The organism is Polaromonas sp. P1_F2 (genome assembly GCF_056405735.1).
In genome coordinates this window covers 393,607-405,875 of the sequence record NZ_JBFUBN010000001.1, presented here as the reverse complement: position 1 = coordinate 405,875, position 12,269 = coordinate 393,607, and the positions used below count along the sequence as shown (strand labels likewise).

At 63.9% G+C, this 12,269-nt stretch carries 12 protein-coding genes and 1 pseudogene; 5 read left to right on the top strand and 8 right to left on the bottom strand.

Going from position 1 to position 12,269, the window contains the following annotated elements; all coding sequences use genetic code 11:
- The first annotated feature begins 6 nt into the window (after positions 1–6).
- Positions 7–549, top strand: a complete 543-nt coding sequence (locus AC1D0O_RS02025) for a hypothetical protein (RefSeq protein WP_477651880.1) — start codon at positions 7–9, stop codon at positions 547–549.
- An 18-nt stretch (positions 550–567) separates the two neighbouring features.
- On the opposite strand, the gene AC1D0O_RS02020 is transcribed toward AC1D0O_RS02025, so the two are convergent.
- The 8 genes and pseudogenes from AC1D0O_RS02020 to AC1D0O_RS01985 form a co-directional block, all read right to left on the bottom strand.
- The gene (locus tag AC1D0O_RS02020; RefSeq protein ID WP_477652241.1) at positions 568–1,311 is read right to left on the bottom strand and encodes an ABC transporter substrate-binding protein; all 744 of its coding nucleotides are present in this window, start codon (positions 1,309–1,311) and stop codon (positions 568–570) included.
- A gap of 129 nt (positions 1,312–1,440) precedes the next feature.
- Positions 1,441–1,605: pseudogene (locus AC1D0O_RS02015) on the bottom strand (hypothetical protein); the annotation flags it as partial.
- Positions 1,606–1,769: 164 nt separating this feature from the next.
- Positions 1,770–2,636 (bottom strand): metal-dependent hydrolase, encoded by an 867-nt coding sequence (locus tag AC1D0O_RS02010; RefSeq protein WP_477651879.1) that lies wholly within the window; start codon positions 2,634–2,636, stop codon positions 1,770–1,772.
- Between the two features lie 142 nt (positions 2,637–2,778).
- Entirely contained in the window at positions 2,779–3,564 is a 786-nt protein-coding gene (locus tag AC1D0O_RS02005) for a peptidylprolyl isomerase (RefSeq protein WP_477651878.1), read from the bottom strand.
- A gap of 87 nt (positions 3,565–3,651) precedes the next feature.
- On the bottom strand, positions 3,652–3,957 hold the full coding sequence (locus AC1D0O_RS02000; RefSeq protein ID WP_477651877.1) for a BolA family protein: 306 nt from the start codon (positions 3,955–3,957) through the stop codon (positions 3,652–3,654).
- The gene (locus tag AC1D0O_RS01995) at positions 3,954–4,580 is read right to left on the bottom strand and encodes a septation protein A (protein WP_477651876.1); all 627 of its coding nucleotides are present in this window, start codon (positions 4,578–4,580) and stop codon (positions 3,954–3,956) included. Before AC1D0O_RS01995 ends, AC1D0O_RS02000 begins: the two co-directional genes overlap by 4 nt.
- An 81-nt stretch (positions 4,581–4,661) precedes the next feature.
- Positions 4,662–5,075: a peptide-methionine (R)-S-oxide reductase MsrB gene (gene msrB, locus AC1D0O_RS01990; protein ID WP_477651875.1), complete on the bottom strand. Its 414-nt coding sequence runs from the start codon at positions 5,073–5,075 to the stop codon at positions 4,662–4,664.
- A 31-nt stretch (positions 5,076–5,106) separates the two neighbouring features.
- The gene (locus tag AC1D0O_RS01985; protein WP_477651874.1) at positions 5,107–6,594 is read right to left on the bottom strand and encodes a protein adenylyltransferase SelO; all 1,488 of its coding nucleotides are present in this window, start codon (positions 6,592–6,594) and stop codon (positions 5,107–5,109) included.
- A gap of 124 nt (positions 6,595–6,718) precedes the next feature.
- On the opposite strand from AC1D0O_RS01985, the gene AC1D0O_RS01980 reads away from it, so the two are divergent.
- The 4 genes from AC1D0O_RS01980 (at position 6,719) to AC1D0O_RS01965 (ending at position 12,258) form a co-directional block, all read left to right on the top strand.
- Complete coding sequence (locus AC1D0O_RS01980) at positions 6,719–8,347, top strand: 3-(methylthio)propionyl-CoA ligase (RefSeq protein ID WP_477651873.1); 1,629 nt, start codon at positions 6,719–6,721, stop codon at positions 8,345–8,347.
- 319 nt (positions 8,348–8,666) lie between these two features.
- Positions 8,667–9,920, top strand: coding sequence for a branched-chain amino acid ABC transporter substrate-binding protein (locus AC1D0O_RS01975; RefSeq protein WP_477652240.1), 1,254 nt, complete (start codon positions 8,667–8,669; stop codon positions 9,918–9,920).
- An 83-nt stretch (positions 9,921–10,003) separates the two neighbouring features.
- The gene (locus AC1D0O_RS01970) at positions 10,004–10,957 is read left to right on the top strand and encodes a branched-chain amino acid ABC transporter permease (protein ID WP_436154584.1); all 954 of its coding nucleotides are present in this window, start codon (positions 10,004–10,006) and stop codon (positions 10,955–10,957) included.
- An 8-nt stretch (positions 10,958–10,965) separates the two neighbouring features.
- Complete coding sequence (locus tag AC1D0O_RS01965; protein ID WP_477651872.1) at positions 10,966–12,258, top strand: branched-chain amino acid ABC transporter permease; 1,293 nt, start codon at positions 10,966–10,968, stop codon at positions 12,256–12,258.
- Positions 12,259–12,269: the final 11 nt, after the last annotated feature.

Genomic DNA, 12,269 nt, shown 5'->3' with positions numbered 1-12,269 from the left:
ATGTCCATGAACCGACTACTCAAACGCGCCTTTATCGCCGTCCTGTCCGGATTGCTCGCCTGCGGCGCCATGGCCGCCGACATGCGCGTGGCGCTGCCCGAGCGGCCGGCGCTGGTCATCCCGCTTCCTGTCGGCTGGAGGGGCCAGGTGCGGCGCGCCACGCCTGAGCTGCCGCCCACCATCATCCTATCGTCCATCACCGAAAAGAACTTCACGATCATGGTCACGCCCATCTGGCCGACCCGCGCCGACGCCACGCCCCTGACGCCCGATTTTTTGCGGGCGATGGTGGCTGCCGCGGCTCAGAAGTCCAAGGCGCAGGCTGTCGAGGCCGACCTGCCAGTGCGCGACTTGTCGGGCCAGGGCCTGTTCGGCGCCTACTATTCGGCCACCGACAAGGCGCCCAAGCCCGGTGAATACCGCAACCTGACCCAGGGCATGGTGGCAATCGGTGAACTGCACGTTGGCTTCACCATCCTGAGCAATGGCGACGCGGCGGCGGTCAACAGGCCCGCGCTGCAGATGCTGCAATCCTTGCGGCGGGATTGATTCCCCGGCCTTAGGGACTTAGCGGCTGGGCGGGGCGACCGCCGCCCCTTCGATCCCATGCCGCGCCAAGGCCTGCGCGACAAAACCCGAGGCCTTCATCTCCTCGATAAAAGCCACCAGGTAACGCGCACCGGCCTCACGTCCCTTGGGCAGGCCCATGGCCTGGTTGATTACCATGAAGCGTCCTGGCAACAGGCGCACGCCCCCCACGCGTTTCGCGTCGGCTTCCAGCTGCTGCTTGACGCCGGCCGCGACCTCGACGTTCTGCGCGACCATGACGTCGGTGACCGCCGGCGAGGTCGGGGCCTTGACCAGCTTGGCCGCTTTCAGTTCGCGGCTCAGGTAGAGGTCGTAGGCGCTGCCATTGCCGACCACGACGCGGTTCGCCGCCTGGTCCACGTCTTCGTTGCGGCGTATCGCTGAATCGTTTCGTACCAGGTAGGCGCCTTCGATGATGACGTAGGGCGGCGTTTGCAGCATGTCGGCGCCGCGCACCGGGTCTATCGCGACAAAGGCGATGTCCACCTGCGCATCCTTCACCGCTTCCACTACCTTGCCGGCCGAGGTGAAGGTGACCAGTTCCACGGGCACGCCCAGGCGCTTGCCGAGCTCGTTGGACAGGTCCACCGAGACGCCGCGCGGTGAACCGTCCGGCATGCGAACCGCCAGGATGGGGTTGCCGAAGTTGATGGCGGCCTTGAGCCTGCCGGAAGGCGCCAGTTCGGCGACGGGCGCCGGCGGCGTGGAGGCGCAGCCCAGCAGCGCAAACGTAGCCAGCCCCAGCACGGCCAGCGCAACAAGCCACCACCACAAGCCGTTGGAGCCGCGCACCTGGCCGGGAGACAGGCCCTCGCTCGCGCCCGGTCCTGCGTCATCGCTCACGCCCTCCACCGCATCCTTGGCTTCCTTGAGCCCCATGCCCGTCAGGCCCCGCAAGCGCCGAACCGCCTCTATTTTGTTGCCCTGATCCAGCGCTTCTTGCACCTGTGCGGGCAGGGGCGCGCCGGTAGCCAAAGCCTTGGGGGCAAAGCCGCCAACCGGCGGCTCGCCGCGCATATAGGCTTCCAGCGCGTCCTTGGTTTCCTTGAGGCCCAGGCCGGTGCCGGCGCGCATCAGCTTGATGGCTTCGACCAGATTGCCGCGCTGCAGGGCATCCTGCACGGGCTGGGGAAGGGCGGGGGCGAGAGGGGTAGAAAGAGGGTCGAATCCGGCCATGGTGCTCAGAAGTCCAGTTTCTGGCCGGGGTCCAGCGCCACCATGCGCGCCGTGCCGGGTGCGGTCCCGAGCGCCGCGTTGAATTCGGCCGGCGTGCCGCGCAGCACGGGCGTGGTGCCGTAATGGATGGGCAGCGCGAACCTGGGCCGTATCATCTCGCGCACCGCCATGGCGGCGTCCACCGGGTTCATCACAAAATGGCCGCCAATGGGGATGAGCACCAGGTCGGGCCGGTACATGTCGCCGATCAGCCGCATGTCGCCGAAGACGGCGGTATCGCCCATGTGCCAGAGCTTGAAGCCGTTTTCCATTTCAAGGATGAAGCCCACCGGCTCACCGCCGGGCTGCACCTCGTCCTTGCCGGTGGCCGGGTTCTTGTAGGCCAGCTCCGAGGAGTGCTCGGCATGCACCGCCGTGATCTTCACGCCGGTGGGGCCGAAAGGCATGATGGTGCCGCCCTTGCCGAAGCGCGGTGCGAGTTCCGCTGGCAGTATGCCCAGCGCGGCCACCGTCTGGTTCAGGCCGGCGGGGCCGTACATGGGCGCGTTGTGCATTTTGGCCAGCGCGGGCGCATCGGCGAAGTGGTCGAAATGCGCATGCGTCACCAGGATCAGGTCCACCTTGCCCAGCGCCTCCAGCGCGCGGAAGTTGGCGGGCGTCTTGGGGTTGGACGTGAGCCATGGGTCGATCATGATGACCTTGCCCGTGGGTGTGGTGATGCGCGTGGCCGCCTGGCCCAGCCAGAGCACTTCGGTTTTGCCGTTCTGCGCGAAGGCCGGCAGGCCGAGCAGCAGGGCCGCGCCGAGCAGCAGCCCGCGCAGCAGCGGGGCGGGAAATGAGGAGAAGGGGATCAAGGCAAGGCGGTTTGACATGGGACCTCCTGAAAGATGTGAGCCATTGGAACGGCCCGCGCCACCTTCGTCAATCGGCAATTCACGCAAATCGCCCCCGATTGGAAGGCGCCCAATAAAAAAGCAGCCAAAAGGCTGCTTTTTTGAACCGGTTCGGTGGCGCTTATTCCACCTTGGCTTTCTTGCGCAGGTCGGTCTGGAAGGCGGCCAGCTTTTGCTGCTGCATCTGCTGGGCGATCTGCGGCTTGACTTCGTCGTACGAAGGCAGCTGCGCCGTGCGGATGTCGTCCACGCGGATGATGTGGTAGCCGAACTCGGTCTTCACCGGGGTGTCGGTGGTCTGGCCCTTGCTGAGCTTGACCAGCGCTTGGGTGAACTCTGGCACGTAGCTGGAGGGGTTGGCCCAGTCGAGGTCGCCACCCTTGGCGCCGGATCCGGGATCCTTGGATTTCTTCTTGGCGATGTCGTCGAACTTGCCGCCTTTTTTCAGGCTGGCGATGATGTCCTTGGCTTCGGCTTCCTTTTCCACCAGGATGTGGCGGGCCTTGTATTCCTTGCCGCCGTTGGCTTCGGCGAACTTGTCGTATTCGGCCTTCATCTCGGCTTCGGTGACAGGGTTGTTCTTCTGGTAGTCGGCGAACAGCTCGCGGATCAGGATGGTCTGGCGCGCCAATTCCATCTGCACCTTGACGTCGTCGCTGGTGGACAGGCCGCGCTTTTCAGCTTCCTGCATGAAGACCTCGCGCGCGATGACTTCTTCGCGCAGCTGGGCTTCCATGTCCGGCGTCACGGGGCGGCCCGACTTGGCGACCTGCTGGGCCAGCGAGTCCAGGCGGGTTTTGGGGACAGCCTTGCCGTTGACGATGGCCAGGTTCTGCGCCATCACGCCTTGGGCGCCCAGGGCCAGCAGGCCGGCAACGGCGGTGACCAGTAAAAATTGTTTCTTCATGATGTCTTGCAGTCCTTTGATGAATGCTTGTTGGTGTCTGGATAAGGCCCGGCCTTCGCGGCCGAAGTTCCGGGGCGCCGCCAGGTTTCAGGGTGACTCGATGATCTCGATCGCCAGGGCATGTAGACCCCCGTCAATGAAATTTTGCAGTGCATCATACACAAGCCGGTGCCGCGCCACCCGGCTTTGGCCGGTAAACAGTGGGCTCGCGATACGGATGCGGAAATGGCTGCCGAAGCCCTCGGCGTTGGCGCCGGCATGGCCGGCATGGGCGGCGCTCTCGTCAATCACTTCCAGCCGCGTGGGCTGCAGCCGCGCCTGGAGCTGCCGCTCTATCTCTTGAGTGCGCACGGGCAGCGCGCCGGAAAGGGCGCCGGAAGAGGCGATGGTCATGGCGTCGTGCCGGGTTTGATGTGTTTGTTGAGGTAAATCGCCTGCGCCAGCACAAACACCACCATCAGGCCCAGGCCGCCGAAGAGCTTGAAGTTGACCCAGGTGGCGGTGGGGAAGGTGAAGGCCACCCACAGGTTGAGGACGCCCATGACGGCGAAAAAGCCGACCCAGCTCAGGTTGACCACGCGCCAGATCGAATCCGGCAGGGCCATCTGCGCGCCCATCAGCGACTTGATGCCGTTTTTCTTGAAGACCAGCTGGCCGACCAGCAGGGCCGTGCCCATGACCCAGTAGAGCACCGTGGGTTTCCACTTGATGAAGTTCTCGCTGTGAAAATAAATAGTGGCGGCCCCAAGAACGGTAACCAGCCCACAGCTGACCCACAGCATGGTGTCGACCTTCTTGCCGCGCGCCTTGAGCCAGAGGATTTGCGCCAGCGTGGCGATGATCACCACCACGGTCGCCAGCAGCACGGGCGCTTCAGTGGCGCCCACCACGCCGCCGGACACCATAAAACCCAGCCATTCGGTGGCGGTGGCGGCGGCCCAGTCCTTGTGGCCTTCGGCGTACTTGAACATGCCGAAAAACAGGGCGATCGGCAAAAAGTCGAAAAGAATTTTCATGTGCTGATTATCTGGCCTAAGCGCAGGCCCTTGAATGATCTCCGGCCGGGCGCACGGCCCGGCCCCAATGCATTTCCCGCTTCAGGCTTTTGATTTGAAGTCCAGGGAGGCGGAATTCATGCAGTAGCGCAGGCCGGTTGGGGACGGCCCGTCGGGAAACACATGGCCCAGATGCGCGCCACAGCTGGCGCACACCGTTTCGGTGCGCAGCATGCCGTGCTTGCGGTCCACGATTTCCTCGATCGCGCCCGGCACCGCTTCCTCGGAAAAGCTGGGCCAGCCGCAACCCGCGTCGAATTTGGTTTCGGATTCGAAGAGCTTGGCGCCGCAGCAGATGCAGTGGTAGCTGCCGTCGGCCCAGACGGCCTCGTATTTGCCGGTGTAGGGACGTTCGGTGGCAGCGTGGCGGGTGACCTCAAAGGCGGCCGGCTCGGCGCCTTTTTCGGCCAGCAGGGCTTTCCATTCGGCGTCGGTTTTCTGGATCTTGGCGCTCATGTTCTAGGTCCTGAGAGTGTTGGTTTTGATGTTACGAACTGCAACTAATTTCAATCGATGACGCCCAGTCGGGCGGAAAACCGGCAAAGCTGTCATGGCCGGGATGTTCCTCACATGGGGACTGCAGCAGGGCAAGCAAGGTATCGACACCCGAAAAGTCTTTTAGTTTCGCGGCGCGTATGGCTTCTTCGCCCAGATGGTTGCGCAGCACGAATTTCGGGTTGTTCCTCTGCATCAAGCCGGCACGCAGGTCGGGGTCCGCGCCGGCCAGCCGTTCCGAATACTGCAGGGCCCAGGCATTGAAGGATTCGCGGTCGAAAAACAGGTCGCGCACCGGTTCATGGCCGCTTTGCGGCGTGAAGCCGTTCAGGCGTCGCCAGAAGATGCTGTAGTCGGCCTTGTTGGCGGCCAGCAGCTTGAAAGTGTCGTCCACCAGGGCCTTGTCCTCGGGCCGCTCGTCCGCCAGGCCCAGCTTGCCGCGCATGCGGGCGTACAGGGCCTCGGGGAACAGGGTTTTGTAGGGTTCCAGTGCGGCCAGCGCCAGTTCCTGTTCGCCGATCAGCGGCAGCAGGGCCTGGCCCAGGCAGAACAGGTTCCAGTAAGCCATATTGGGCTGCCGGTTGTAGGCATAGCGGCCCTGGGCATCCGAATGGTTGCAGATGTGGCCGGGGTCGAAGGCGTCCAGGAACTGGAAGGGGCCGTAGTCGATGGTCAGGCCCAGGATGCTCATGTTGTCGGTGTTCATCACGCCGTGGCAAAACCCCACGGCCTGCCAGGCCGCCATCAGGTGCGCCGTACGCTCGCTGACGGCCTCCAGCAACGCCGCATAGGGCTGCGGCGCCTCGCGGCAGGCGGGGTAAAAGCGGTCTATGACGTAGTCTGCGAGGGCTTTGAGCTGTGCGTGCTGGCCGGTATAGCTGAAGTGCTCAAAGTGGCCGAAGCGGATGAAGCTGGGCGCGGTGCGGGTCACCACGGCGGCGGTTTCGATTTCCTCGCGCCGCACCGGCGCGTCGGAACCCGTGACGCACAGCGCCCGCGTGGTCGGGATGCCCAGGCCGTGCATGGCTTCGGAACACAGAAACTCACGGATCGAACTGCGCAGTACAGCCCGGCCGTCGCCCATACGGGAATAGGGGGTCTGGCCCGCGCCCTTGAGCTGGATTTCCCGCGGCCCGAGCGGGGTGTCTATTTCGCCCAGCAGCAGCGCGCGGCCGTCGCCCAACTGCCCGGCCCAGACGCCGAACTGGTGGCCGCTGTAGACGCTGGCCAGGGGCCGCGAGCCCGGCAACAGGCGGTTGCCCGTGAGGGCCTCCAGCGTGTCCGCTGATTCGAGCCAGCTGTCTTCGAGCCCGAGTTCGCGCGCCAGCGCGCGGCTTTTGCCGACCCAGTAGGGCGAGGGCAGGGGTGTGGGCTGAAGCTCGGTGTAGAAGTCCGGGCCCAGGCCGGCGAAGCTGTTGCGCCAAGCCAGGGTGTCGCCGGTGGCCGCGGTATCGGTCGCTAAAAGGTTTGCGGAGGTCATGGGCAAATTGTCCCCTACCTGACATGGACCCGTGGATTCACGGGCAATCCCGCATGACCGTGCCGCTGTGCTGCGGCATGATGGGCCGCTTGCGGATGTTTACGTAAAACAATGGAGACTCTTGATGCTCGGGTTAATGCAAAGCCAGCCACTGCTGATTTCCGGTTTGATCGAATTTGCGGAACGCCACCACGGCGACGCGGAAATCGTCTCCCGGCGGGTTGAAGGCGACATCCATCGCTACACCTACAAGGACCTGGGCCAGCGCGCACGCCGCGTCGCCAGGGCACTGGACGGCCTCAAGCTGGCCTTCAGCGACCGCGTCGCCACGCTGGCCTGGAACGGCTACCGCCACCTGGAGCTTTATTACGGCGTAAGCGGCTCGGGCCGGGTGCTGCACACCATCAACCCGCGCCTGCACCCGGACCAGATCGCCTGGATCGCCAACCACGCCGAAGACCAGGTGCTGTGCTTCGACCTGAGTTTCCTGCCGCTGGTGCAGGCCGTGCACGCCCGCTGCCCGACCATCAAGCATTACATCGCGCTGTGCGACGCCGGCAAGCTGCCGGCCGATTCCGGCGTCCCGAATCTGCAAAGCTATGAAAGCTGGATAGGCGCGCAGGCGGCCGATTACGACTGGCCCAGCTTTGACGAGAACACCGCTTCGAGCATGTGCTACACCAGCGGCACCACGGGCAACCCCAAGGCCGCGCTCTACAGCCACCGTTCCAGCACGCTGCACGCCTATGCGGCCGCGCTGCCCGACGTCATGTGCATCTCCGCGCGCGACGCCATCCTGCCCGTCGTGCCCATGTTCCACGTCAACGCCTGGGGCATTCCGTACTCGGCCGCTCTCGCCGGCGCCAAGCTGGTGTTCCCGGGCCCGGCGCTGGACGGCAAGTCGATTTACGAGCTGATCGAGGCCGAGAAGGTCACCTACGCGGCCGGCGTGCCCACGGTGTGGCAGATGCTGCTGACCCACATGAAGCCCGCGGGCCTGAAGTTCTCCACGCTCAAGCGCACCGTCATCGGCGGCTCGGCCTGCCCGCCGGCCATGATCAATGCCTTCCGCGAAGACTACGGCGTCGAAGTGCTGCACGCCTGGGGCATGACCGAGATGAGCCCGCTGGGCACGCTGTGCACACTCAAGAACAAGCATGACACGCTGCCCGAAGCGGAAAAAATGAAGATACGCCTAAAGCAGGGCCGCGCCCTCTATGGCGTCGACATGAAGATCGTCGACCCCGACGGCAAGGAGCTGCCCTGGGACGGCAAGGTCTTCGGCGACCTCTACGTGAAGGGGCCATGGATCGTGCGCGAATACTTCAAGGGCGAAGGCGGCGACCCGCTGGTGGACGGCTGGTTCCCCACGGGCGACGTCGGCACCATAGACCCCGACGGCTACCTGCAGATCACCGACCGCAGCAAGGACGTCATCAAGTCCGGCGGCGAATGGATCAGCTCCATCGACGTCGAGAACATCGCCGTGGCGCATCCGGCCGTGGCCATGGCCGCCTGCATAGGCGTGGCGCATCCCAAGTGGGACGAACGGCCCATCGTGGCGGTGGTCAAAAAGCCCGGCATGGACGTCACGTGCGAAGAGTTGCTGCGCTTCTACGAGGGCAAGACCGCGAAATGGCAAATCCCCGACGACGTGGTCTTCGTCGACGCCATCCCCCTGGGAGCCACCGGCAAGATGCTCAAGACCAAGCTGCGCGAGCAATTGAAGGATTACAAATTGCCACAAGCATGAAAGCCCCCACGTTCGCTCACTGCGTGTAGCTCTCTGCCCCCCGAGGGGGCGCTGCGCCTGCGGCCCGGCAAAGCCGGTTCCGCGGCCCCGGCTGGTATGGACGAGTCTTTGCCATTAGCCTGGGTCACGTGGGAGACATACCGCTAGGGCATTCCCTGACGCAGTGCAACATTTTTTACCCTAACCTGTGCCGGTTCCCGCGTTAGATTTCGTTCGCAAATTCATAATTTCCAGGAGACAAGGGATGACAACCCAAACCCGATTTTTCGCACGGCACGCCGGCGTCGCCATGGCAGTGTCCGCCTTGCTTTACAGCGGCATGACGCTGGCCCAGGCACCCGCAGCCAAGGCCGCCGCACCGGCCAAGGCTGCCACCGCCGCGCCCGCCGCCGGCGGTGCGGTCAACCTGAACCAGACCGTCAAGATCGCCTGGCTGGACCCGCTGTCCGGCCTGATGGCGGCGGTCGGCACCAACCAGCTCAAGGGCTTCCAGTTCCTGGCCGAGCAGTTCAGCAAAAAGAACAAGGCCGGCGTGAAGTTCGAGATCATTGGCATCGACAACAAGCTCAGCCCACAGGAAACCACCAACGCGCTGAAGTCCGCCATCGACCAGGGCGCGCGCTACGTGGTGCAGGGCAACGGCTCCGGCCCGGCGCTGGCCATCATGGACGCGCTGTCCAAGTACAACGAGCGCAATCCCGGCAAGGAAGTCGTCTACCTCAACTACGCCGCGGTGGACCCCGACCTCACCAACAGCAAGTGCGAGTACTGGCACTTCCGCCTGGACGCCGACACCTCCATGAAGATGGAAGCCCTGACGGCCTTCATGAAGGACCAGCAGGACATCAAGAAGGTCTACCTGATCAACCAGAACTACTCGCACGGCCAGCAGGTCGCCAAGTTCGCCAAGGCCAACCTGGCCAGCAAGCGCCCCGACATCCAGATCGTCGGTGAGGACCTGCACCCGCTGGCGCAGGTGCGCGACTTCGCGCCCTACATCGCCAAGATCAAGCAGTCGGGCGCCGACACCGTGATCACCGGCAACTGGGGCTCCGACCTCTCGCTGCTGGTGAAAGCCGCCAACGAGGCGGGCCTGAACAACGTCAAGTTCTACACCTACTACGCCGGCGTCACCGGCACGCCGACCGCGCTGGGCGCGGCCTCGGCCGGCCGGGTCTACATGGTGTCCTACAACCACCTCAACATGGGCGGCGAGATCCAGCAGATCCAGGCCGACTACAAGAAGAAGTTCAACGACGACTTCTATACCGGTGCGATTTTCCACGCCTTCACCATCCTGACCGAAGCGATGGCGCAGACCAAGTCGACCGAGCCGGCCGTGGTGGCCAAGGCCATGGAAGGCCTGCGCTTCAAGAGCTTCAACGGCGACGTCGAGATGCGCAAGACCGACCACCAGCTGCAGCAGGGCCTCTACATCGACAAATGGGAAAAAGCCGGCGGCAAATACCCCTACGATGCCGAGAATACCGGCTACACCTTTGTGCCGGTCAAATACTATGAGCCCTATGTGGCCAGCACGCCCACCTCGTGCCAGATGAAGCGCCCGGGGTGATCCCGGCGTCCCGCTGACGGACACAGGCCCGATCCGAGTTCGGGCCTTTTTTTCATCCGGCTTTTTCCAACAGGCGCTTATCGATGAATCTGGAATCCTTCACCATCGCGATGCTCAACGGCCTCAGCTACGGCTTGCTGCTGTTCATGCTCAGTTCCGGCCTGACGCTGATCTTCAGCATGATGGGCGTGCTCAATTTTGCGCACGCGTCCTTCTACATGGTCGGTGCCTATATCGCCTACAGCACTTCGCAGGTCATAGGCTTCTGGTGGTCGCTGCTGGTGGCGCCGCTGCTGGTGTTTGTGATGGGCGCGGCCTTCGAGCGCTTCTGCCTGCGCAAGGTGCACAAGTTCGGCCACGTGCCCGAGCTGCTGGTCACCTTCGGGCTGTCCTACCTGCTGCTGGAGCTGGTGCAGCTGGTCTGGGGCCGCTCGGCCGTCAACTACGTGCTGCCCGAAGGCCTGCAGGGCCCGCTGTTCACGGTGTTCGGCACCAACTTCCCGAAATCGCGCGCTTTCATCATGTTCATCTCGCTGGCCATGCTGGCCGGCATCTGGCTGCTGCTGACGCGCACGCGCATAGGCCTGGTCATCCAGGCCGCGCTCACCCATCCTGAAACGGTGGAGGCGCTGGGCCACAACGTGCCGCGCGTCTTCATGCTGGTCTTCGGCGGCGGCGCCGCGCTGGCGGGCCTGGCCGGCGTCATAGGCGGCAATACCTTCATCACAGAGCCGGCCATGGCCGGCTCTGTCGGCGCCATCATCTTTGTGGTCGTGGTGGTGGGAGGCATGGGCTCGCTGAGCGGCGCCTTCCTGGCTTCGCTGCTGATAGGTCTGATCCAGACCTTCGCGATCCAGATGGACCAGTCGCTGATCACGCTTTTGGGGCACTTCAAGTACGTGGTGACGCCCGAGACCTTTGGCTACCCGCTGCTCAAGCTCACGATTTCGCAGGTGGCGCCCATCCTGCCGTTCCTCTTTTTGGTGCTGATCCTGATCTTCCGGCCCAAGGGCCTGCTCGGTACGCGGGAAGGATGAGTCGCCACATGTCTACCGCTTACCACCAATTCAAACCCTATAACGTCGGCCGCTGGCTGCTGTGGTCGCTGTACGCGTTGCTGCTGATCGTCGCGCCCATGATGTTCAAGAGCAGCCTGGCGCTCACCATGCTGTCGCAGGCCGGCTACCTGGTCATCATCTGCCTGAGCTACAACATCCTGCTAGGGCAGGGTGGCATGCTGAGTTTCGGCCATGCGGTCTACGCCGGGCTGGGTTCCTTCCTGGCCGTGCATGCGATGAACCTGGCCGCCAAAGGCACGTTCTACATCCCGCTGCCGCTGATCCCGCTGGTAGGCGGCCTGTCGGGCCTGTTCTTTGCCGTGCTGTTCGGCTACGTCACCACCAAGAAGGCCGGCACCACCTTTGCCATGATCACGCTAGGCGTGGGTGAGCTGGTGTTCGCCATGTCGCTGATGTTCCCCGAGTTCTTCGGCGGGGAGGGCGGCATCACCACCAACCGGGCCTACGGCAAGCCGGTGTTCGGCATCAGCTTCGGCCCGCAGATCCAGGTTTATTACCTGATTGCTTTTTACTGCTTCATCTGCACGGCAGCCATGTTCGCTTTCACGCGCACGCCGCTGGGCCGGATTTTGAACGCCGTGCGCGACAACCCCGAGCGTGTCGAATTCATCGGCTACAACACGCAACGCGTTCGCTATTACGCCTTCATCATCGCGGGCTTCTTCGCCGGCATAGGCGGCGGGCTGGCGGCCATCAATTCAGAGATCGTGACCGCCGAAGTCGTGAGCGGCCTGCGCTCGGGCAGCCTGCTGCTGTTCACCTTCCTGGGCGGGGCGACCTTCTTCTTCGGCCCTATCATCGGCGCCGGCCTGCTGGTGCTGGCGCTGATCCTGCTGTCGGAACTGTCCATGGCCTGGCTGCTGTATGTGGGCCTGGTCTTCCTCTTCATGGTGATGTATGCGCCCGGCGGCATCGCCAGCCTGATCATGATGAATTTGCGCGTGGCCTCCTTCGGCAAGCTCAGGGAGCTGTGGGTGGGTTACCTGGGCCTGGCCGTGACGGCGTTCACAGCGCTGGCCGGCGCGGCCGCCATGGTGGAAATGGTCTACCACCTGCAGCTCAACGCGGCGCTGGGCCCCGAACTCGGCTTCATGGGCGTGCGCCTCAACGCCACCAACCTCAACAGCTGGCTGGGCGCGGGTTTTGTGCTCGCCACCGGGCTAGGTCTTTTTGAACTCACGCGCCGTCAATTCCTCACGCAATGGGGCGAAATCCAGAATGACATTGAAAAAGAAATCAAGCGGAGGGAACTACTGTGAACCCCCACGCT

Excerpts from the sequence above, each read along its gene's own strand:
- AC1D0O_RS02025 (WP_477651880.1), top strand. The coding sequence starts at position 7 with ATGAACCGACTACTCAAACGCGCCTTTATCGCCGTCCTGTCCGGATTG.
- AC1D0O_RS02010 (WP_477651879.1), bottom strand. The coding sequence starts at position 2,636 with ATGTCAAACCGCCTTGCCTTGATCCCCTTCTCCTCATTTCCCGCCCCG.
- AC1D0O_RS02005 (WP_477651878.1), bottom strand. The coding sequence starts at position 3,564 with ATGAAGAAACAATTTTTACTGGTCACCGCCGTTGCCGGCCTGCTGGCC.
- AC1D0O_RS02000 (WP_477651877.1), bottom strand. The coding sequence starts at position 3,957 with ATGACCATCGCCTCTTCCGGCGCCCTTTCCGGCGCGCTGCCCGTGCGC.
- AC1D0O_RS01995 (WP_477651876.1), bottom strand. The coding sequence starts at position 4,580 with ATGAAAATTCTTTTCGACTTTTTGCCGATCGCCCTGTTTTTCGGCATG.
- msrB (WP_477651875.1), bottom strand. The coding sequence starts at position 5,075 with ATGAGCGCCAAGATCCAGAAAACCGACGCCGAATGGAAAGCCCTGCTG.
- AC1D0O_RS01985 (WP_477651874.1), bottom strand. The coding sequence starts at position 6,594 with ATGACCTCCGCAAACCTTTTAGCGACCGATACCGCGGCCACCGGCGAC.
- AC1D0O_RS01980 (WP_477651873.1), top strand. The coding sequence starts at position 6,719 with ATGCTCGGGTTAATGCAAAGCCAGCCACTGCTGATTTCCGGTTTGATC.
- AC1D0O_RS01975 (WP_477652240.1), top strand. The coding sequence starts at position 8,667 with ATGACGCTGGCCCAGGCACCCGCAGCCAAGGCCGCCGCACCGGCCAAG.
- AC1D0O_RS01970 (WP_436154584.1), top strand. The coding sequence starts at position 10,004 with ATGAATCTGGAATCCTTCACCATCGCGATGCTCAACGGCCTCAGCTAC.
- AC1D0O_RS01965 (WP_477651872.1), top strand. The coding sequence starts at position 10,966 with ATGTCTACCGCTTACCACCAATTCAAACCCTATAACGTCGGCCGCTGG.